Raw genomic sequence first — 19,049 nt, forward strand, 5'->3', positions numbered from 1 at the left:
CGGGCGGGAGGGCCGTGCAATGGGCGAGTCGGAGACTCGGAACCAGTGGGCAGCGCGTCAGAGACGCGCGCCAGCACCTTCGTGCGCAACACTACTCATAATATGTGTATCCCTTTGTTACTTGCTGAAGGAATCAACAATCTTGTAGACAGCTAGTTACGAATCCGGCGTTTTACCTTTTCTGCTTTAGTACATTCCCTTTCTTCTCATGACGCACTCGTTACGGCTTCCTCGGGGTTTAATGCTGACCGGGTGGCTGCTGGCCGCCACGACTGGGGCGCAGCCCGTGGTGACGGGCCTGGTGCCGACGGCGGCGGCAACGGCTTTGCCAGCGCCACGCTCATCGCCCTGAACGGCCAGTTCCCCGAAGGCCCCGTCGATGTGCAGGACCTGAACGCCGATGGGCGGCCCGACCTGCTGGCCATCACCGCGGCCGGCAATACGCAACAAGGCGCAACCGTGCAACTGGTGGAGCTGCGCAACAACGGCACCGGCTTCGACCCGCCCATCGTGCTGCTGACCGAGCGCCGGCTGGGCCGAACCGTGGCCGATTTTAACCAGGACGGGAAGCTGGATATTTTGCTGTTCGGCCCCGACCAGTTTGCGTCGCCGCTCCCGTATAAGCTGCTGCTGCTGACCCGCAACGCCGCCAATACCGGCTACGATGCCCCAGTGGTCAGCCCGCTCAACGCCTTTACCATTGGCGAGTCGGTGGTGGCGGACTTCAACGCCGACGGGCGACCCGACGTGGCAGTGGGTACGTCGGGCAGCAGTGGCCGGGCTCCGGTAGTGGTGCAGCGCACGGCGGCGGGCTTTATTTTGCAGGGGCCGTTTCCGGCGTTTTCGTCCACTAGCGAGCTGCAGCTCGTGGCCGATGCCGACGGCCTGCCCGACCTGGTGGGCAGCCTCTCCAACTTCACCGCCGGGGGGTTCGGCGTGCTGCCCGGGCTGGTGGGGGGCGGCCTCGGGCAACCCGTGAGCTACAACCTGGCGGGCACCAACTTCGTGGCCGGCGACTTCGACCTCGACGGCCGCACCGACCTGGCCGCCTACGACCTCACCAGCGGCAACCTCATCGTGTACCGCTACACCGGCCTGAGCGCGAACACCAACAACCCGCCCACCCTCAACACCCTGACCGACCTGACCCTGGCCGAGGACGCGCCCCAACAAACAGTGGCCCTCACGGGCATCGGCAACGGGGGCGAGCCGGGGCAGGCCGTGACCATCACGGCCACCAGCGACAACCCCGCCCTAGTGCCCAACCCCAGCATTGCCTACTTTAGCCCCACCAGCACCGGCACTCTGCGCCTGCAGCCCGCCCCCGATGCCTTCGGCAGCTGCCTCATCACGGTCACGGCTTCGGATGGGCAGCCGCAGAACAGTACCGTCGTCCGCACCTTCCGGGTGACGGTGAGCCCGGTGAACGACGCACCCACGCTCGATGCCATCCCGGACGTGGTCGTGACGCAGGTTATTCCGTCCAACGCACCCCAACTAATTGCCGTGCCCCTATCGGGCATTACCTCGGGGGCTGCTAACGAGAATCAACTGCTCACGCTGAGCGCCACGGTGTCGCTGGTCGGCCCTGGGTCCATTTCTAACGGCACGTTCGCCTACATCAGCCCTTCCACTACCGGCCAGTGTAACCTGCTCATCTTAGCGGTTCCGCCGGGGCTTTTCGCCACCGTTACCATTACCGTAAACGACGGACAACCCACCAACAACACGACCAGCCGCACCTTTCGCGTCTTCTACAACCCTAGCGGCACACCGGGGCTGCCCACCACCGCGCCCACCCTCAACGCCATCGCCGACGTGACGGCCGACCGCGCCCTTGCCGCGCAGCTACCCGTGGCCCTGGCCGGCATCGGCGACGGCGACCCCAGCCAGGTGCTGCCCCTCACGGTGGTGGCCGTGAGCTCCGACCCGGCCCTGGTGAGCTTGGGCGCGGTGAGCTACACCAGCCCAGCCGCCACGGGAAACCTGCCCTACACCATCAGCAATACACGCGGCGGCACGGCCACCGTGCGCGTGACGGTGAGCAACGGCCAGGCCCAAAACGGCAGCATCACCCGCTCGTTTCGGGTGACGGTGCCGGCAGCTCCAGTCATCAGCGGCAGCCGCGGAGGCACGGGCAACACCGCCGTGGCCCTCTACCCCAACCCCGCGCCGGGCGGGCACTTCACCCTGGCCGGAGCAGCCCCCGGCCCGCTCGACGTGACGGTGCTGGACCTGAGCGGCCGCATCGTGCTCCAGCAGCAGCTGGTGGCCGGACCGCAGCCGCTGCTGCTGGCGCTGCCGGCCACGGCCGCAGCCGGCGTGTACGTGGTGCGGGTGCGCTCGGCCGGAAGCATGGTGGTGCGCCGCCTGGCGGTGGAGTGAGTAGCCCGTTTGGCAATGTTGGGTTCGTTGCGCACATTAATCGGCGGATGTAAAGACGCATAATTGCGTCTCGTCGTTGAACGGTGCGACCGGCGCGGTTCAAACAACGACGAGACGCAATTATGCGTCTCTACACTCAAAACCCCACGCCGACCCGGAAGCCGGTGCCCAGGCGCTGCCCGCTTTGCAGGGCCGAGTAGAAATCGACGCGCAGCACTTTCAAAATGTGCTCGACACCGGCACCCAGCTCTACGTAGTGACCGGCCTGGGCAGTGGTCAGGTAGTTGAGCGAAGCTACTTCCTGCCATTTCAACTTGCGGAAGAGGGGGACTTTGTTGAAGATGAAGCCATTGAAGTGGTGGTCGTAGTGGGCCTCGAGGTAGGTGTTATTGGTACTGAAGCGGTAGTAATCCAGCAATTGAAACTCACTGAAATTACCGGAGAGCAAGGTTTGGTTGCCTGCAAAGTGGCGGTAGTCCACGAACGTCAGGCCCTCCTGCCGGCCCACGAAGCCGCCCACGTTCACCCGGAAGTTGCTGGTACCCAACAGCCCCAGCGGCACATTGTCGCGCACGCCGGCCTGCAGCAGCAGGTAGCGCACATCGGCCCCCAGCACGCTAGGAATAGCCAGGCGGCCCTGTGCGTTGAAGGTGGGCCACTTCGAGCCGAGGTTGAACTTGCCATCGGGCCGGTTGATGTAGCGCTGGCCGGGCTTGTAGTCGGCCGACACCCCCAAGGTGAGAATCTGACTACGCCCGAAGCCGGTATCGGCCAGTTCGTCGCTCACCGGCTGGTTCGGGGTGAAGGCGCGGCCGGGCACGTCGTGCAGCAAGCGGCTGGTGGTGTTGTAGAGCTGGCGGCGGTCGAAGTAGGCCACGGCGGCGCGCAGGTTCAGGCCGTTCACAGGCTCGGAGAGGTAGCTGAGCTCGGCTCCGTCGCGGCGATAGAGCTTGGCGTAGTTGCGGTTATCGAGCAGCGTATACACCGTATTGATGAGCGGCGTAAGCTGGGAGTTCTTGTCGAAATTCTCGATGGTACGGCCGGCTAACAGACCAAGCTGCTGGCGTTTGGCCGGGTGCAGCTGCCAGCTGGCCAGCAGGCTGGGGCTGAGCCGCTCGCTGCTGAAGCCGTAGCGCAACACGGGCGTGAGGCTAAAAAACCGCCGGTCGTCGGTGCGCTGGCTGACAGTGGCCTGGGCATTGAGCACGGCCCCTTCCACGGTGTTGTACTGAAAAATCTGGGGGATGGGCAGCACCGACACCGAACGTTTTCGGAAGGTATTCTGGTGCGTGTAGCCGCCCAGCACCAGGTTGATGGGCTCAAATTTGTTGCGCTTGCGGTCCATCGAGTCCTGGTAGGGGCGCGAGCGGCGAATGACTTCGGTGCTGTCCTTGGTGCGGTAATCCTTCGTTTCCTCGTCGGTGAGGGGCACGGGGCGCACCTGGTCCCAATAGGCGGAGTCCCGCTCGTTCACGCCTTTTTCCACCAGCTGCACCTCATTGCGGCCCATCTGGGCGAAGGGGTCGTTCTTGAGCGTGTCGCGCTGGGCCTGCTTCACCTTCTTGCGCACCTGGCCGCTGAGGCCGCGCAGGTCGGGCTTGCGCTTGCGAATCTGAGCGGCGGTTTCCTGGCCGACGGGGGCCGCATCCTTGCCCTCGGCCACTACGGGCGGGGCGGCTTTGGCGACTGGCGGCGTGGGATAGGTGGGCACCACGTTGGAATAGTTGGACAGCACGGCATTGATGTAGCCGGAGCCTTTGAATCCCAGACCTGAAAGGTTGGCCGTGACCTGCTGCGACTGAATGAGCCACACGTTGGCGTTGCCGGGCGCGGGCGCGTACTGCTGGGCAATATGCAGGTTATCAACGTAGTCAATCTGAGCATCCTGGTCCAGGTTCAAATCCACAGAGTGAATGCGCCACGACTCATCCACGATGTAGATGAAGCCGGAAAAAACCGGGTCGGTGCGGCGGCGCGGAATCACCCGGATTTTGTGCACCGTCACACCGCCCTGCGGGGTGCTGCCCACCAGCTCGTACTTGTAGAAGAGCAGGGCGTTGGTCGCGATGGGCGACACGAAGCCGCGCTCCGAAAAGGCGGGCTTTATCAGGTTTTCGTAGAACCCCAGGTTGCGCCCGGCGCTGGCCCGGTTGAAACTCAGGCCCCGCGAGTCGCCGCTCACCCGGCTCGATATCATGCGCTCCTTCACGATGTTGGGCTGCGTGAAGCTGAAGTCGGACAAGCTTTCGGAGAGGTAGAAGATGCCCTTTTTAATGTCGGGCCCCAACTTGAAAAGGCCCATGATTTTAGCCGGTGTGTCGTTGATGCGGCCCAGACTTTTGATGTAGATGCGGGCGCGGTAAGCCGCCACTTCGCGCTTATGGTAGGCCCGCCACTGCTGCGCCTGCTGAATGATGGCGTAGGCCGGGTCGCGGTCCGAAGATTTCACCAGTACCTCGCCCAGGTTGTAGGCCTCGGGCTGCAGGGTGATATTGGCGGTCACCGTTGAGTCGCCGCCCGGCACGCGCACCGGCTCAATGTGCGGCCGGTAGCCCACGTACTGAAACACCAGCTCGTACTGCCCCGCCGGCAGCCGCAGCTGAAACTGGCCCTGCTCGTTGGCCCCGGTGCTGGTAGCGGCACCGCGCACGGCCACGTTGGCGAAGGCCAGGCCCTCCTTGTTGGCCCCGCGCACCGTGCCCTTGATAACGCCAGCGCGGCTGATAAACGACGCGCTGGTCAGCAACAATACAAAGGCCGTAAAACGTAGCGTATCGAGAAACATAACCATTAACAATTGGCAGAAAAGGCTCAACCAAGGTACGGCCTGCCCGCTACTGATGCTTCCGCAACGCCAACGGTTGCTTTGCACAAGTCAGACCACCACTTCTTCGGCCAGCGGTGGCAGCGCGGCGGCCCGGGCATCGGCCCGGGCCGCATACCAGGCATTCAGGCCCACGCCCAGCAGCACCAGCGCCATGCCGGCGTAGGCCAGCGGCCCAAAAGTCTCGGCAAAAAACAGGTAACCCAGCCCTAATGCGTAGAACATGCCCAGGTAGTTGAGCGGGGCCACCCGGCTGAGGCGCTCCAGCTGATAAGCCCGGGTCATGGTGAGCTGCGCGCCCTGCGTGAAGGCCCCGCAGGCCAGCAGCCAGAGCCAGTCGGTGCCGTGCGGCGTTTGCCAGTTGAAGAGGCAGGCCACCGCGGCGATGGGCAGCGAAATCAGGGGGAAATAGAACACGATAACCAGTGGGTGCTCGCGCCCGCGCAATTTGCGAATAGCGTTGTAGCTCAGCCCCGACACCAGCGCCCCCACCACCCCAATACCCAGGTAGAGCAAGCCTGCGCCCGGGGCCGCTTGCGCCACGTGCGCCACGGCGGTTCCGCCCTGCTGCACCAGCAGCACCCCGCCAAAGCTCAGCCCAAAAAACACCCACTGCCAGCCCAGCACCGGCTCGCGCACCAGCCAAATGCCCAGCACCGTGGCAAAAATGGGGGCCAGGTACTGCACCGTAACGGCCGTGGCCAGCGGCAAATTTTGCAGCGCCAGAAAGTAGCAAATCAGCGCCAGCGCGCCGGTGCTGCCCCGGCTGATGAGCAGGCGGTGATTGTTGCCGAACGGGGCCACGCCCAACCGCCGCAGGGCCACATAGCTGGCCACGATGGAGAAAATAGAGCGGAAGAAAATAATTTCCAGCGCCGGCAGGTGGTGCAACTGCTTCACGCAGGCATTCATGCCCGCAAACAGCAGGGTGCTGAGCAGCATTTGGCGCACGCCAGGAGTCAGGTTATTCAGCATTTATCGATTAGCATTCGACAACCCTCATCCATCGTTTGGGTATTTCCGTCTGGCAAGTAGGCACCGGTAACGAACTTCGGCCGGCATTGTTAGAAATGAGCTGCTTCAGACATCCATCACGCACCGCGTGATACCAACCAATTGTTACCTGTTAATTGCTACTTGCTGCATGTTCAAATCTTTCGACAAAGCCCCCAAGCAGTACACGCCCGGCGAGGCCCTGCAAAAAATCGCCGCCTTCTGCGCCTACCAGGAGCGCACCCAAAAGGAAGTGGAGCAAAAGCTAAAGTCCTACGGCCTGGACGAGGACGAGGCTGGCGAAATCATCATCCGCCTGAGCCGCGAGAAGCTGCTGGATGAGGAGCGGTTTGCCCAGTCCTTCGTGCGCGGCCACTACCGCCACAAGAAGTGGGGCCGCCGGCGCATCCTGCAGGAGCTCAAGCAGAAAGGCCTCAGCGAATACTGCATCAAGTCGGGTATGAAGGAAATCGACGGCGAGGAATACTACCAGAACCTGGTGGATTTGATGGAGAAGAAAGACCGCCAGGAAAAAGAGAAAAACCCGCGCGTGCGCCGCATGAAAATCTCGCAGTACCTAACCGGCAAGGGCTACGAGCAGGACTTGATAAAAATGGCGCTCGATGACCTGGGCAAAGCGCCGGAGGACGACGAGTAGCACGCAGAATAAACGTCATGCCGAGCGCAGCCGAGGCATCTTGCGTGGGGTAGTAACTCAATCGATTGGTTTACTGCTGCACGCGAGATGCCTCGGCTGCGCTCGGCATGACGGGCGGGCTTTCGTGCTGTACTACTGTTTAGGGCCCACCTTCGGCATCATTAATTGCTGGCCCAGCACTACGCGCCGCCCGGTGAGGGTGCGGAGCATGGGCAACAAAATCTGCTGGGCGTTGCGCTGGGTTTCGGCCAGGATGCCCGCCTGCAACGCGGCGTTGCGAACCTGCACTTCGGCGTATTTATAGCCTTGGTCCACAAGGTCGGCATCCTGAAAAAAGCCATTTTCGGTGCTGAAAACGCGGCTTTGGTCGTGCCGCACCTGGAAGGAGCACAGTTCTGGCGCGGGCAGGTACACGCGCACCACGGTATCGCCTTCGAACACTACGTCTTGCGGGCGAATTTTGCGTAGGTCGAGGCAGCCCACGGCTTCGCCTCCTACTACGAGGGCTACTTTGGCATCGGGCAGCAGCGGGTAGCGGCTGGCCTTGCGGTACTCCACTATGTCTTTGAACTTATAGCGGACTAGCTCCAGCTTGCCCAGCGCCTCCACTTGGGTGAGGATAGTGTTGTGTGTCACAGTGACTTTGGGCTCGGCCAGCAGCGGGTTGAGGCCGGCGAGCGTGGGGCCGACTTTCTGCCACAGAAACCACCCCAGACCCACTAAAAACAACAACGGCAGCAGGCGACGAACGAGGCGAATAAGATTCATAGGCTGTAAAGTACGCAGGTTGGGGCGCGGCGTTGGGCCGGGCAGCGGGCTAGCTTTGTGGCTTGATGCGCATTCCTGACTCTGTTCGCGGGCTGGCCCAGCGCCTGTGGCCCCACCACCGGGTGCTGCTGGCGGGACTGTGGGTGCTGGTGCAGCTGGTGTTTCTGCGCAAGTTTCACGGCCCCCATTCGGCCAACGACAGCTCCCGTTACCTGGCCTACGCGGCCAACATTGCCGAGTGCGGCTACTTCGAGCCCGGCCACAACCTGCGCTACGTACTCTACCCGCTGTTCCAAAGCCTGTGGCTCTGGCTGGGGCTGGGCTGGTGGGGCATCGTGGCGGGCCAAATGGCCATTTCGGCGCTGGCTACGCGGGCCATCTACCGGGGCACGCGGCAGCTGGCGCACGGGGGCAGTGGCGCGGCCGCGCTGGCTACCCTGCTCTATATCGGTTGGCCCGATATTCAGCAGTTCAACGTTTTTCTACTCACCGAGTCGTTGTTTATCAGCCTGGTAGCGTTATCGTTCGGGGCGTTCACCCGGATACAGCGCGGGCGGCCCCACGATTGGGCTTTGCTCGTACTTGTGCTGACGCTCACGGCGCTGGCGCGGCCCAACGGCTTTATGGTGCCGTTGGCCGCCGCCCTGGCCGGCCTCGACGCCCTGCGCCGTGCCCCCAATCGCCGGCCGTGGCGGGCGGCGCTGCTGGGTCTGGTACTGCTCGCGCCGCTGCTGTGGGCTGCCCTCAATCACCAGCTCGCCACGTATTATCTGATGGACACCTACCAGCGCGGCGAGCTGATTTTCCGCTACCAGCTCTGGGCCGTGCACCAGGCCGCACCGCTGCAAATGCCGCCCAACGGCACCGGCCCCGTGGCGCGGGTAGTCTACTTTGCTGTTCACAACCCTGCGTACTTAGCCCGCCTGATGCTGGGCAAGCTGTTCGTATTCATCAGCTACCTCAAGCCGCATTATTCGCTGGCGCACCGGGCCGTGGGGGTGCTGGTGCTGTGGCCAGCTTATTGGCTGGCGGCGCGCGGCACGTGGCGGACCATTATCTGGCGGCCGGCGCGGGTGTTTCTGGCGGCCGTTTTTCTGCTGCAAGCCGCCATTGTCATGCTCACGGTTGACGACTGGGACGTGCGGTTTCTGGCCCCGGTTCTATCAATGGTATTCGTGCTGGCCGCGCTGGAGCTGCAACGATTTCGGAAGGCCAGGTAGAGACGCATATTTGCGTCTCGTCGTTGAACGGTTTAGGCCGCACCGTTCACATTGTTCAACGACGAGACGCATATTTGCGTCTCTACCTCGTTCTTCCCCCAAACCTGGCCTCCCAACCCGCCCACGCCTGCAAGCCCCCCGTGTGAATAGCCACCACCGTGCTGCCGCGCCGGAAATGGCCGTTCCCAATCATATCCAGCACGGCAAGGAGCAGCTTGCCGGTATAAATCGGGTCGAGCAGCACCCCGTGCCGCGTCCGGAACTGTTCGATAAACGCCAGCAATTCTGCCGAATATTTGGCGTAGCCGCCGCAGTGGTAATCGGTCTGTACAGCGTAATTGGTGAATTTTTCGCTCGTGGTTCGCTGCGTCAGCGCGTCCACTTCGTCGCGCAGGAAACCGCCGTTTTTTAGGGCCGCCACACCCACGGCGTGGGACTCGCCGGCGAGACCCGTGAGCAGGCCCGCCAGCGTGCCACCGCTGCCCACCGCCACGGCCAGCACATCGAACGTCACGTGCTGCCGGATTTCAGCTACCAGCTCGGCGCAGCCGGGCAAAGCCAACTGATTGGTGCCACCTTCGGGCAGCACGTAGGCCGGGCCAAATTGGGCTAGCTGCTCAGCAATGAACGCCGGCTCGGCCCGGCGGCGGTAGGCCTGGCGGTCAAGGTAGTGCAGCGCCATGCCATCGGCCACGGTCTGGGTTAGCGTGGGGTTGAGCGGAGTGCCAATTACAGGTTCATCGCCCCGAATCAAGCCGATGGTTTTGAAGCCAAACAACCGGCCCGCCGTGGCCACGGCCGCAATGTGGTTGGAATACGCCCCGCCAAAGGTGAGCAGCGTATGATGGCCCTGCTGCCGGGCGGCGGCCAGGTTGTACTTCAGCTTCCGCGCCTTATTGCCGGGCAGGTCGGGGTTGGCCAGGTCATCGCGCCACAGCAATAGCCGCACGCCGTGGGCCGCCGCCACAGGTTCGGGCAGTTCCTGCAGCAACGGTGAAGCAGCAGCCATAAAATGAATTACACCGCTACTGCCAGTTCTTCCGCGGTGCGCTCCCGGCGGCGGGCCACGTACACGGCCACGCCCAGCAGCACCAGCAGCAGCGCGATGCTGGCCGCCAGCGAAACCCCGTTGCCTACGGCGTAGGATTTGGGCTCGAATTTGAAGTCAATGGTGTGGGGGCCGGCCGGCACTTGCAGGGCCCGCAGCACGTAGTCGGCCCGGATGTGGGGCACCGGCTTGCCATCGATAAACGCCTGCCAGCCGTCGGCATAATAGATTTCGGAGAACACCACCAAACCCGCTTGGGTGGCATTGTAGCGGTATTTCAGCTCGTCGGGGCTGTAGGCGGTGAGGGCGATGCTTGAGCCGGCGATGTTGTAGGTCGCGGCTTTTTGCTGCGGAAACTTGCTGGCATCCACCACCGCCACGGTGGCCGGGCTGATGGTACTCAGGGCCGCCATCTCGGCGTCGGGGCTGGCCACGGGCTGCACTTCGCTCACAAACCAGGCATTGCCCAGCGCGCCGGGGTTGCGCTGCACCGGCTGCTTGGCGTCGCCGGTGATGAGGTAGCGCATATTCAGCATGTTGAGCACCTGCTGGTTATTGGTCGAAATCTGACGCTCGATGAGGTCCTGGTAGCGGCGCAGCTTGGCTCCGTGGTAGCCGCCAATGCTTTTGTGGTAGTACGACGTCTGAGCTTCGTTGAAGGGGTTTTGCAGGTTGAGCACACGGTAGCTCAGGTCTTTATCCTGCAAAATCAGCTGGTCGGCCGGGCTGGGCTGAAACTCTTCGGCGATGGTTTCGCGCTGGAATTTGTTTTCGCCGAGGTAGCGCTTGTCCACGCCCCACAGGTCGACTAGCACCAGCGCCACCATCAGGGCCGCCGCTGGCACCATTTTCAGCTGGCCCCGGAGGTGGAAGTAGAGCACGCCCAGCGCGCCTCCAATGAACAGCAGCCCGCGCCACACGTCGTTGCGGAGCAGGTCGGCGCGGTCGGCGCGCAAGGCCCCTAGCAGTTCCGGCGTGAAGCCTTGCTTAGTCAATTCCCCATCAATCGGAGCCGAAAAATCGAAGCTGAAGCTGGCCAGATAAGCCAGCACGCACAAGCCCGCCGCGATGGCACCGGCGTACAGCACCTTGGGCAACAGCGCCAAAGCCTCGGCCGAAAGCGGAGCCTTCGTGCCCGGCAATGTCGGAGCTGGAGCCAGCCGGGGCCGCAGCACTCGGCTCAGGGCCAGCGCGCCCAGAATGGGCATGGCCAGCTGCGCGATAACCAGCGCCATGCTCACCGCCCGGAATTTGTTGTAGCCGGGCAGCAGGTCGAAAATCAGGTAGTTGAAGGTTTCAAAGTTCTTGCCCCAAGCCAGCAGAATCGACAGAATAGTGCCCGCCAGCAGCCAGTAGCGCGTGCGCTTATCCACCACAAACAGGCCCAGAATAAACAGAAAGCACACCACCGCGCCCATGTACACCGGGCCGGCCGTGAAGCTCTGCTGCCCCCAGTAGGTGGGCATGCCCGCCAGGTATTCAGTGGGCAAACCGGCTTTGGCCAGGTTCGAATCAGTGCTGAGCGGCATCTGGCTGGCCCCGCCGTAGAAGTTAGGAATCAGCAGGGTAATGGTTTCGCCCACGCCGTAGCTGTACTGAAACGCGTAGTCGCGGTCGACGCCCGAACCCGCCTCCGCAGGGTTGGCGGCCGGGGCCTGGCCGGGGGCGGTTGGGGCGGCAATTTTCAGCTCGCTGGGTCCCCGGTTGCTGTATTTGCTGTATTCGGCCGTGGTGTAGAGGCGGCCAAAGCTCACGCCCACGGCCAGCGCCGCGCCCAGTCCCAACAGCGCCGTACGCTTGAGGAACTCCGGCAGCCGGCCGGTCCGGGCGGCCGAAACCAGCTCGATGACACCAAAAATGGCCACCAACAGCAGCAAGTAATAAGTGATTTGGAGGTGATTGACGTGCACGTTCAGCGTGAGGCCCACGGCGAAGAGGGCCGCGCCCAGCCACTTATCGCGGCGGTAGGTGACGAGCAGGCCGCCCAGCACCAGCGGGGCGTAGGCCAGAGCCAGACTCTTGGTGTTGTGGCCGGCAGCCAAAATAGCCAGGTTGTAGCTTGAAAAGCCCAGCGCTACGGCCCCTGCTACCGCCACCAGCGGCCGCACGCCCAGCGCCACCAGCAGAATGTAGCCACAGAGCAGGGCCAGAAACAGGTTGGCCACCACGGCGGGCAGGCCCAGCGTCAGGGCCTTTTGCAAGTAGGTCGACCAGTCGCCCGGAAAGTGCAGGCTGATGAGGTAAGTAGGCATGCCCGAGAACATGGAGTTCGTCCACAGTGCCTCTTTGCCCATCGCCTTGGCGTATTCCTGGGCTTCGTGCGCGCCGCCCTGAAACTGGGTGATGTCGTGCTGCGCCAGCGTTTTGCCCTCGAACATGATGGGCGAGAAGTACACGCAGGCCAGCACCACGAAAAACAGCACCGCCAGCACGTGCGGCAAAACTCGCTGCCACAGGGGCGCGGACGAAACAGGGGCAACAGAAGCAACAGCAGCCATCAGGGCAATTTTGGGGAAAATGAAAACGTGCCCGAAGGTACAGTAGAACCGTGTGAAGGTGCCACCAGCAGTTATCAGAACGGTCATGCGCAACTGGCGTCCGCGCAGCCGAAGCATGACCGTTCAGCTTCTCCTACCGCTTACTTCACTTCCTCAAAATCAACGTATTCCCCGCCCTTAAAGCCGGCCGGCTTGTCCCGCTCCGGAGCGGTGGGCGGCACGTAGTCGACGCGGATTTCGCCGGGTCGGGTGGCGGGGTCGCTGCCATCGGGCCGGGCCGGGGGCGGCACCACAAATCCGCCATTGCGCATTTGCTTGCGCACGAAACTGCTCAATACCAGCCGCAACACGATGGGCAGCAGGTAACGAACCGCAAAAAATATCAGAATAGCAATGAGCCAGAAACGCATAAATCCTCAAACGTAAATGCCGCCACAAGGTACGACCACGGCCTGCTGACGGGCCGGCTTACCCACTACTACACAGCCGCGCCGCAGTCCGGTTGCCAACCGAGAAGCCCGACGCGGTGCATAGCCCATTCCCGAACAATGAAAAACACCCTTTTATTGGTTTCCTCACCAGCTAAACTTTTATGACGGACTGGTTGCGCGGCTTCCGGCGCGGTGCTTATCTTTGCAGCCCCTTCCAAAACCGTTGGTGGGCAATAAGCCTCTTTAGCTCAGTTGGTAGAGCAGCTCATTCGTAATGAGCAGGTCGTTGGTTCGAGTCCAATAAGAGGCTCCCTCATTTAATCGAAAAGCCCGAAAAACTTCGCTGCATCTGGCAGAAGTTGTTTTTCGGGCTTTTTTACGTTTCAACGAGTTGGTAACTTTATCAGGGGCAGCCCTGCTTTTCGGCCGGGCCGGCCACGTCGGGGCAATTATCGAGCTTGTCGGGAATACCGTCGGAGTCGGTATCGGGACAGCCCTTGAACTTGGCCAGACCGGCCACGGCGGGGCATTCGTCAGCGGCATCGGGCACTAAGTCGCCGTCCTGGTCCGGGCAGCCTTTTAGTGCCCAGGAGCCTTTCACCTTGGGGCATTTATCGAGGCTATTGCTCACTTGGTCACCGTCTTTGTCGTGGTGCCGATGCTTGTGCAGCGCCAGGCCCAGGCTCACATACACGTCGGCCCCAGTGGTGGTGGTGAGCCCAAAAAGGCCACCCAGGTTATCGGAGCCCACTACCAGCGGCCCCAGCCGAGCCATTGCCCCCAGTTGAAGCTTGCGGTAGTTGTTGGCCAGTATAATCGGCATCGCCATCTCCAGATGGCTAAATTCGATGCGCGGCGTGAAGGCCAGACTGCTAATGCTGCGCTGGCCAATGGTACCGACGGGCAATAGATTCTGCGTCCACAGCAGGCCGGCAAAAAGGTGTTTCACCAACCGGTAGTCGGCGCTGAGGCGCAGGGTGGTGGGCAGGTAGCTGGTGAATTGGCGGCTCTGGCTTTCCAAGCCTATCAGGCGTTTGATTTGCGGCCCAATATCATCGGCGGTGCCGATACTAATGGTATCGAGCTGGCCCAGCTGCAGGGTCCGTCCGTTGGCCAGCTTGGCCTGCCGCACATATCGCTCGTTGCCGTAGCTGATGGCCCCAATGTCAGTCAGGGCCAGCCCCAGGCGCAGGCGGTATTTGTTGCGGGAAGCATCGTCCCAGTCCTTGCCATCCATGTGGTATTTGTACTTCTCGTATTCGGGCCGCCATTCGTAGGTCACACCCAGGTCGGTGCCAAAGCCCCGGCCCAATTGCTCCCCACCGTAAAAAGTGCTCTGGTTAAAACCAGTCTGGTCATAGAACGTGGGGCTGACGAAGCCGTAGCTCAGGTCGCGGCTCCGGAGCTGAATACTGTCGCGGTCGTACACCTGGTACTCGGTACCGTTGTTGAGCAAGTAGCCGCCGCCCATGCCCACGAGGTATTTCACAGTGGCCCCGGCTTTCCAAAAATGCTCCTGGTTGGGAGTGAATGTGCGGGCGTAGCTCAGGGCAAACTCGTGGTACGCTCCTACGCTGACATTGAATTGGTTATCGTTCAGCAACCGGTTGGCCAAGCCCAACTCATCGGCTTGGCCGAGGCCGTAGCGGGCCAGGCGCGACAGGTTTTCGCTCACGTTGCTGGCCTGCACAAAAGCCCGCATCCGGTTGGTAAGGGCCAACCCCGATTTCGGGCCCAACGACAACACCAGGGAAGGTAGCCGCCCCTCGCCCGTGATGCTGGCAAAGGTAGTGCCGCCCGAAATCTGCTCGTTCAGGTATTCTTTCTTGAATGTCCGGGTACCATTGATGAAATCGCCCACCGGCCCCGGCAAATCCAGTTGCAGATAGGTGTTATAAAAATTGATGTTGGCCCCGGCCACGTTCAGGTAAAACTTGTGGCGGGCGTCGGCAAGGTTGGCTGGGTTAATATATAAGTTGTTGGTGCCGCCGTAGTTGCTTTGGGCCAGCCCTGTCCAGCCCTGGCCGGCCCCCGTGTGGGCCACGCCCAGCAGGGCCAACAGCAAGCCCCCAAAAATGGCTGAGCGACGAAGCAACGCGGAGCCCCCACTAGAGTTAATGTGCATCATAATAATCCAGGTAAAAAAGTGAACGAAAAGCTAACGGATTGGCAGGAACTAGCCGAAGAACCCAAGCGGGTAAAACAGAACCGCGATAATCACCGCTGGAATGCCCAGATATAACTGGTTATCAGGCACTGGTGATTGATACACTCGTGCTTGGGGCCACGTCGCATTCCCATAGCCGAAAAAAGCCCGTTCAATCCTTTCTGGAAGCGCGTGAGTACGGTCCTGAAATCCCTGACAGAGCTTCGTGATTAACCATCACAAAGCTTCTGCTTTGACTTCGTATTTGCAATACCTAATTTTAGCTATTTTTATTACTAAAAATAGCTTAATATCTATAAACTAGGCACAGTCAGCACCCTAAATCAGACAGATTTTTGATTTTAAAAAAATAATTTTTCCGGGTTTTGATTATCTGGAACACATAACCTGGGTGGGGCAGAGCGGGTTGGGACACGACTATCCACCAACGGGGCAGCAGTGTTCAATTCGCGTTAGCCATTCGCCCGAGATTAAATCAGGTCGAACGCTTGGGCGTACTCCACCAGCTCGTAGCTGGTTTGGGTGCCGAGCTTGCGCCGCAGGTTGCGCCGGTGGGTTTCCACGGTTTGCACCGATAGAAACAGCGCCACCGCGGTGTCGGGTGCACTTTCGCCCAGGGCCAGGCGACGCAGCACTTCGCGCTCGCGGACAGTGAGCTGGCCGAAACGGACCGCGTGCTGACGCAGGAAGTTGTTTTCCTGCAGCAGCCGGTTCACCTTGTGGGTGACGTGGTGCAGCGGGTCGACGGGACAGGCCGTGGTGATAATGAGCAGCGCCGTGCCATCATCGGCGCGCAGCAGAACTCGAAGAGATGAGAAATACCAGGAGTATTCCGGGTTTTCAGTGGTGCGCACCTGCTGGAAAAAACTCGCCACCTCGTTTGAGTCCATCGACTGCACCATCTCGTAGACTTTCGGCAGGTAGTCGGCGGCATCAGCCGGATTGAAGTAGAACGCGTGGTAGCCGGCCCCAAGGGCCCGCAGCGCCGGCATGGTGGTTTGCAGCAGCGCCAACCCCCGGCGCGACATGTGCTCGACCGAATCGGTGAGCATATTGTGGATAATGGTAACCCCCGGGTGCAGGTCAGCGGTAGCCATAATCTCGGCCACGGCTTGGTCGATTAAGTCTTGCTGCCTGGCGTTAGCCTGCGCCTGCTGAACGGAAGGAACCAGTGTCAGGGACGAATTGATGGTATCAATTGCAGCCATATAAACATAGTTGGATATAAGTCCCGCAAGCTACTCGTAGTTACCACCGTTTCCAAGTCAGCGTGAGTTATACTCTTGGCCTTTCGCCTCACCCCCGGCCCCTTTCCGGCTTTGTAAGCCAAGACTAAGACTGCGAATAAAAAGTATTGAATTAACCAAATCTGAGAAAATATAGAAAAATACCCGAAAGTGGGTATTGCGCCTACGGAGTAAAAGGACAAGATTTGTGCTCCTCGCCTTCCTGTTTCAATTCGTTCGGTCTCTCAATTAGACTATTCTTGCTTTTCTGCGGCTTTAATCCTCCGATCCTGGCCTGGGGGCCAACGGACAGGTATCCGGTGAAACCGACCGCTGATTTTCGTCCTTACTCATGAAACAACTGGCGCATTCATCCTGGCTTTTTATCTTGCTCAGCTTGCCCGTAGCCACCGTGGGCTGGTTCCTAAAGTTGGGTGGGCAGGCGGGTGCCGATGCTTACATCATCATCGGCACCGGTTTGGTGGTGGTGTTTTGCGCCCTGGCACTGCAGCGGCTGGTGCGCCGGCTGGATTTGCCCGTACTGGCTCCATTGGGGCTATTTGGCATGGGCCTCGCGCTGTTAACTTTTGAGACGCTTGCCCAGCCTTTGTCCTGGGCCGCAAGCCTTACCCTACGCATGCTGGGCGAACTACTAGCTGCCTCGGGCACCGGCTGGCTCCTGATAAGGCTAAACCGGGTGTGGGACCAAAAAGTGGCCGCGCTACGGCGGCTGCGGCGGCGCACCAGCCAGCCCTATTAGCCTGGTAGCTGGGTGGCTGGATGGCTACTGTACCTCTTCCCGCACGGGCACCCACTGATTGAACGAGGCCACCACCCCCGCCACTTCGGCCAGAAATTCCGGCTCGGCTTCAATATGGTTGCCTACCACCACCACATCTGCCCCAGCGGCCAGGGCAGCGTACACTTTCTCACCCGAGTTTAAGCCGCCGCCCACGATGATGGGCGTGCTCACGGCCTCGCGCACGGCCGCAATCATGGCCGCCGACACGGGGTTTTGGGCCCCGCTGCCACCGTCGAGGTACATCAGTTTCAGGCCCAATTGCTCACCGGCCATAGCGGTGCAGGCCGCAATGCCGGGCTTATTGTGCGGCATGGGCGTGGTGCCGCTCATGTAAGAAGCCGTGGTCGGCTGGCCCGAATCGACGAGCATGTAGCCGGTGGGCAGCAGCTGCAGCCCGCTGGCTTTGAGGCGCGGCGCGGCCACTACGTGCTGGCCAATCAGGAAATCGGGGTTGCGGCCCGAGATGAGTGAGAGCAGCAGCAAGCCATCGGCGGGGCCGTCGAGGTGCATGCTGTGGCTGGGAAAAAGCAGCACCGGCACCTCCGAATGGGCTTTAATTAACGTGATGAGGGCAGCCTGGTGCGAACTAAGCACCAAGCTGCCCCCCACGAAAAAGTAGTCGACCGGGTGCACCTGGCTCAGGTGGAGCAGGTGCAACAGGCTGGTTTCGTCTAGGTTGTCCGGGTCGAGCAATACGGCCAGCGCCTTGCGGCCGTGCTGCTGCCGGGTGTGCAACGCGTCATATAGACTGGGGGGGATTGGACGCATCCGAGGAGACAGAAGGAGCAGACGAGGCGACGGGAGAATCCCCATTGGCGGCAGCGGCGCTACCGGGGGAAGCCGCAAGGTCGGAATTTTTGGTCGCCGGGAAAAACTCGCCCACCTTTTTTGTCACGAGGGCCAATACTACGGCCCCGGCCTGCGCCACCAATACCTTACCGGTATCAGATTGCAAAAATGCCTGCAGCACCGTACCCAGCATGCGCGAGCGGGAGTTGCGCGCCGCCGTAGCCCGGATTTCGGCGCGGGCTTCCTTGTCATCATCGAAAGCGTGTGAGGTAGCCAGACGGCGGCTGTCATCGTAGGGCAGGTCCTCGAAAGGGTCGGCCTCAAAATCGGGGTCAGCGAAGGCACCGGCGTTGGAAGTTGCCGTGTAGTCAGCCGGCTCCGCATGGACATTCTTATAGGCAACCGAACCAAAGCCCAGGTCGTCAGACTCGTGCTGATTCTCGTGGTATTCATTAAATACTTGCGCTGACGCAGCGGCCGACTTACGTGGCTCAGAGCTCTTGTTGGGCTTGCCGTTGGCAGCCGGGTAGTACTCGCCTGCGTGGTCGGCGGCAGCTTGCCCGGCAAGCTTCTTCTTGCGCTTTTTGCTACCAAAAGCTTTAATAATCAGCCAGATGCCGCCGGCCACGCCTGCGCCCATCAAAGCTACCTTGCCCACTATCACGGACTGCTCCTTGATGTGGTCCACGTCGCCGCGCAGGGCCCGCTCGTATTCGAGTTTTTTGCGTTCGAGAAATTCTTTTTCTTCGCCGAACAACGGATTTTGCAACTCACTCATGGCAGACTAGGCTTGGCGTTTGTCAGATTTATAGATAGTGTCCTTGAGAACTTTGTTGGCCACGCCCTGGAAGGTGGCTTTGTCGACCCCAACCAGCACCAGTATCAGCAGCAGCAGGTAGAAACCTGCCACGATGCCGAAGCCCCAGTACGCGCTGTCCATGGCAGAATTAAGGGCCAGACCGGCGAAGATGCTGACAAAAACAACAAACAGCAACCCCAGCAGGGCCAGCGTCACCCCGTGAATGGTGCCGACGAGCGCGGAGGACATTTTTTGCTGCAGCTCAAGGCGCACCAGGTCGATGCGGGTATCGAGGTAGCCGGTCAGGTTGCCAATCAGGCTGTCGTTGCGGGGTGTTTTAGAGGAGTCGTCGTCGGATAACATACGGCGCGAGAAAGGAGTGGCGAAAAGTAAAAGCGCTGGCTCTCGAACGGTCCGAATACCAGCAGCGGCAACAGCGGA

15 protein-coding genes and 1 tRNA gene are annotated in these 19,049 nt (G+C 61.2%); 5 read left to right on the top strand and 11 right to left on the bottom strand.

All coding sequences use genetic code 11. The features are described from left to right. Window positions 1-252 precede the first annotated feature (252 nt). Window positions 253-2,385, top strand: a complete 2,133-nt coding sequence (locus tag IEW17_RS15040; RefSeq protein ID WP_188562882.1) for an FG-GAP-like repeat-containing protein — start codon at window positions 253-255, stop codon at window positions 2,383-2,385. 136 nt (window positions 2,386-2,521) lie between these two features. On the opposite strand, the gene IEW17_RS15045 is transcribed toward IEW17_RS15040, so the two are convergent. Then, entirely contained in the window at window positions 2,522-5,176 is a 2,655-nt protein-coding gene (locus IEW17_RS15045; protein WP_229749030.1) for a DUF5686 and carboxypeptidase regulatory-like domain-containing protein, read from the bottom strand. Between the two features lie 84 nt (window positions 5,177-5,260). Continuing rightward, complete coding sequence (locus IEW17_RS15050; RefSeq protein ID WP_229749031.1) at window positions 5,261-6,184, bottom strand: DMT family transporter; 924 nt, start codon at window positions 6,182-6,184, stop codon at window positions 5,261-5,263. 169 nt (window positions 6,185-6,353) lie between these two features. Here IEW17_RS15050 and IEW17_RS15055 point away from each other — a divergent pair, with 169 nt between their 5' ends. After that, window positions 6,354-6,860, top strand: coding sequence for a regulatory protein RecX (locus tag IEW17_RS15055; RefSeq protein ID WP_188562884.1), 507 nt, complete (start codon window positions 6,354-6,356; stop codon window positions 6,858-6,860). A gap of 132 nt (window positions 6,861-6,992) precedes the next feature. Here IEW17_RS15055 and IEW17_RS15060 read toward each other — a convergent pair whose 3' ends face one another. Next, a complete protein-coding gene (locus tag IEW17_RS15060; RefSeq protein ID WP_188562885.1) occupies window positions 6,993-7,628 on the bottom strand; it encodes a DUF4230 domain-containing protein in 636 nt (211 codons plus the stop codon). Between the two features lie 65 nt (window positions 7,629-7,693). On the opposite strand from IEW17_RS15060, the gene IEW17_RS15065 reads away from it, so the two are divergent. Then, entirely contained in the window at window positions 7,694-8,848 is a 1,155-nt protein-coding gene (locus IEW17_RS15065) for a hypothetical protein (protein ID WP_229749032.1), read from the top strand. A gap of 82 nt (window positions 8,849-8,930) precedes the next feature. On the opposite strand, the gene IEW17_RS15070 is transcribed toward IEW17_RS15065, so the two are convergent. From IEW17_RS15070 to IEW17_RS15080, 3 genes are all read right to left on the bottom strand, one after another. Next, window positions 8,931-9,857: a 1-aminocyclopropane-1-carboxylate deaminase/D-cysteine desulfhydrase gene (locus tag IEW17_RS15070; RefSeq protein ID WP_188562887.1), complete on the bottom strand. Its 927-nt coding sequence runs from the start codon at window positions 9,855-9,857 to the stop codon at window positions 8,931-8,933. 8 nt (window positions 9,858-9,865) lie between these two features. After that, the gene (locus IEW17_RS15075) at window positions 9,866-12,394 is read right to left on the bottom strand and encodes a YfhO family protein (protein ID WP_188562888.1); all 2,529 of its coding nucleotides are present in this window, start codon (window positions 12,392-12,394) and stop codon (window positions 9,866-9,868) included. A gap of 140 nt (window positions 12,395-12,534) precedes the next feature. After that, window positions 12,535-12,804 (bottom strand): DUF4834 family protein, encoded by a 270-nt coding sequence (locus IEW17_RS15080; protein WP_188562889.1) that lies wholly within the window; start codon window positions 12,802-12,804, stop codon window positions 12,535-12,537. A gap of 258 nt (window positions 12,805-13,062) precedes the next feature. Here IEW17_RS15080 and IEW17_RS15085 point away from each other — a divergent pair. Then, window positions 13,063-13,135: transfer RNA gene (locus tag IEW17_RS15085), tRNA-Thr, on the top strand. 93 nt (window positions 13,136-13,228) lie between these two features. Here IEW17_RS15085 and IEW17_RS15090 read toward each other — a convergent pair. Both IEW17_RS15090 and IEW17_RS15095 read right to left on the bottom strand, forming a co-directional pair. After that, complete coding sequence (locus IEW17_RS15090) at window positions 13,229-14,953, bottom strand: DUF5723 family protein (RefSeq protein ID WP_188562890.1); 1,725 nt, start codon at window positions 14,951-14,953, stop codon at window positions 13,229-13,231. Between the two features lie 509 nt (window positions 14,954-15,462). Next, window positions 15,463-16,200: a response regulator transcription factor gene (locus IEW17_RS15095; RefSeq protein WP_229749033.1), complete on the bottom strand. Its 738-nt coding sequence runs from the start codon at window positions 16,198-16,200 to the stop codon at window positions 15,463-15,465. A 370-nt stretch (window positions 16,201-16,570) separates the two neighbouring features. Here IEW17_RS15095 and IEW17_RS15100 point away from each other — a divergent pair, with 370 nt between their 5' ends. Beyond that, the gene (locus IEW17_RS15100) at window positions 16,571-16,978 is read left to right on the top strand and encodes a hypothetical protein (RefSeq protein ID WP_188562891.1); all 408 of its coding nucleotides are present in this window, start codon (window positions 16,571-16,573) and stop codon (window positions 16,976-16,978) included. Between the two features lie 24 nt (window positions 16,979-17,002). On the opposite strand, the gene IEW17_RS15105 is transcribed toward IEW17_RS15100, so the two are convergent. Genes IEW17_RS15105 through IEW17_RS15115 form a run of 3 tightly spaced genes read right to left on the bottom strand, consistent with a single transcriptional unit; the run spans window position 17,003 to window position 18,971 of the window. Continuing rightward, complete coding sequence (locus tag IEW17_RS15105; protein WP_188562892.1) at window positions 17,003-17,788, bottom strand: geranylgeranylglyceryl/heptaprenylglyceryl phosphate synthase; 786 nt, start codon at window positions 17,786-17,788, stop codon at window positions 17,003-17,005. Next, window positions 17,760-18,587 (bottom strand): hypothetical protein, encoded by an 828-nt coding sequence (locus IEW17_RS15110; protein ID WP_188562893.1) that lies wholly within the window; start codon window positions 18,585-18,587, stop codon window positions 17,760-17,762. The genes IEW17_RS15105 and IEW17_RS15110 overlap by 29 nt, the downstream gene beginning before the upstream one ends. Window positions 18,588-18,593: 6 nt before the next feature. After that, complete coding sequence (locus IEW17_RS15115) at window positions 18,594-18,971, bottom strand: phage holin family protein (protein WP_188562894.1); 378 nt, start codon at window positions 18,969-18,971, stop codon at window positions 18,594-18,596. Window positions 18,972-19,049: the final 78 nt, after the last annotated feature.

Source organism: Hymenobacter frigidus (assembly GCF_014640435.1).
GTDB lineage: Bacteria > Bacteroidota > Bacteroidia > Cytophagales > Hymenobacteraceae > Hymenobacter > Hymenobacter frigidus.

Coding starts and splice junctions, on each gene's coding strand:
- IEW17_RS15105 (WP_188562892.1), bottom strand. CDS start 17,788: ATGCGTCCAATCCCCCCCAGTCTATATGACGCGTTGCACACCCGGCAG.
- IEW17_RS15050 (WP_229749031.1), bottom strand. CDS start 6,184: ATGCTGAATAACCTGACTCCTGGCGTGCGCCAAATGCTGCTCAGCACC.
- IEW17_RS15055 (WP_188562884.1), top strand. CDS start 6,354: ATGTTCAAATCTTTCGACAAAGCCCCCAAGCAGTACACGCCCGGCGAG.
- IEW17_RS15070 (WP_188562887.1), bottom strand. CDS start 9,857: ATGGCTGCTGCTTCACCGTTGCTGCAGGAACTGCCCGAACCTGTGGCG.
- IEW17_RS15060 (WP_188562885.1), bottom strand. CDS start 7,628: ATGAATCTTATTCGCCTCGTTCGTCGCCTGCTGCCGTTGTTGTTTTTA.
- IEW17_RS15045 (WP_229749030.1), bottom strand. CDS start 5,176: ATGGTTATGTTTCTCGATACGCTACGTTTTACGGCCTTTGTATTGTTG.
- IEW17_RS15095 (WP_229749033.1), bottom strand. CDS start 16,200: ATGGCTGCAATTGATACCATCAATTCGTCCCTGACACTGGTTCCTTCC.
- IEW17_RS15075 (WP_188562888.1), bottom strand. CDS start 12,394: ATGGCTGCTGTTGCTTCTGTTGCCCCTGTTTCGTCCGCGCCCCTGTGG.
- IEW17_RS15115 (WP_188562894.1), bottom strand. CDS start 18,971: ATGTTATCCGACGACGACTCCTCTAAAACACCCCGCAACGACAGCCTG.
- IEW17_RS15090 (WP_188562890.1), bottom strand. CDS start 14,953: ATGATGCACATTAACTCTAGTGGGGGCTCCGCGTTGCTTCGTCGCTCA.
- IEW17_RS15110 (WP_188562893.1), bottom strand. CDS start 18,587: ATGAGTGAGTTGCAAAATCCGTTGTTCGGCGAAGAAAAAGAATTTCTC.
- IEW17_RS15065 (WP_229749032.1), top strand. CDS start 7,694: ATGCGCATTCCTGACTCTGTTCGCGGGCTGGCCCAGCGCCTGTGGCCC.
- IEW17_RS15100 (WP_188562891.1), top strand. CDS start 16,571: ATGAAACAACTGGCGCATTCATCCTGGCTTTTTATCTTGCTCAGCTTG.
- IEW17_RS15080 (WP_188562889.1), bottom strand. CDS start 12,804: ATGCGTTTCTGGCTCATTGCTATTCTGATATTTTTTGCGGTTCGTTAC.